At 79.4% G+C, this 1,109-nt stretch carries 1 protein-coding gene; it reads left to right on the forward strand.

Features of this window, described 5'->3' with window-relative positions; all coding sequences use genetic code 11:
- Window positions 1-71 precede the first annotated feature (71 nt).
- Complete coding sequence (locus RKE29_RS30035) at window positions 72-1,049, forward strand: hypothetical protein (protein WP_312008865.1); 978 nt, start codon at window positions 72-74, stop codon at window positions 1,047-1,049.
- The last annotated feature ends 60 nt before the right edge of the window (window positions 1,050-1,109 follow it).

Raw genomic sequence — 1,109 nt, forward strand, 5'->3', positions numbered from 1 at the left:
GCCCGACCGGGCAGGCCGCGCCCGGCGCCGCGCCGCCCGGCGGCCTCGCCGCCGCCCGGCTCACCGTCGTCGTGCTGCCGCCGCAGGACCCGACGACCTGCGACCAGCTGCGCGGCATGGCCGAGCTGGCGCGCGGCGAGGGCGTCACCGTGCGGTGGGAGGAGGCGCGCGGCGGGGCGGGCGCGCCGCTGCGCACGGTCGGCGGGCTGCGCGCCGCGCTGCGCCGGGCCGGGCGGATCGTCATCGGCGACCCCTTCTCCCGGTACGTGCAGCTGCTGCTGACCCTCACCCGCGCCCGTGACCTCGTGGTCGTGGACGACGGCACGGCCACCATGGAGTTCATCTCCCAGCTCGCGCGGGGCGAGCGCCTGGAGCGCTGGCACCGGCGCGGCACCGGCCGCGGGGCGCGCGACCTGGTGTTCGCACCGGTGTCCGCGAACGCGCGCCGCATGCTCACCCCCAGCGCGGCCCGCCGCGTGGAGGTGTTCAGCTCCATGCCGGTCGAGCCGCCGCCCGGCGTCACCGTCACCGCCAACGACTTCGCCTGGACCCGGGCCCGCTTCGGCCCGCCCGCCCTGACCGGCGGCACCGACCTGGTCGGCACCTCGCTGGTCGAGACCGGCGTGGTGGACCTGGACCACTACCTGGCCGCCGTGCAGTCCCTGTCCCGCGCGCACGGCGCCACCCGCTACTTCGCCCACCGCCGCGAGAGCACGGACAAGCTGCGCCGGATCGCCGCCGAGGTGGGCCTGGAGATCGTCCGGCCGGACCTGCCGCTGGAGCTGATAGCCCGGCGCGGCCCCATCGGGCGTACGATCCTCAGCTTCCCGTCGACCGTGGTGCACACCCTGCCGCTCGCGCTCGCGGGCACGGGCGTGCGGGTCGCCGTGTGCGACGTGGACCCCGCCTGGCTCACCAGCGGGGCCTCGCCGCGCGCCCAGGGCTTCCTGTCGGGCGTCACCGGCACGGCCCGCGACGACGTGCACCGCCTGCCGTCCGGCGGCCCGGCCGCCCCGGTCGCCCCCGCGGGCCCGGTGGCCGCGTCCTGACCCGGGGCCCGGGGCGGACCGCGTCCCGGGCCCCGGGGCGGCGGCCCCCGGCTCGCCGGC

The organism is Streptomyces sp. B1866 (assembly GCF_031932565.1).
In the GTDB taxonomy this organism is placed as follows: Bacteria; Actinomycetota; Actinomycetes; order Streptomycetales; family Streptomycetaceae; genus Streptomyces.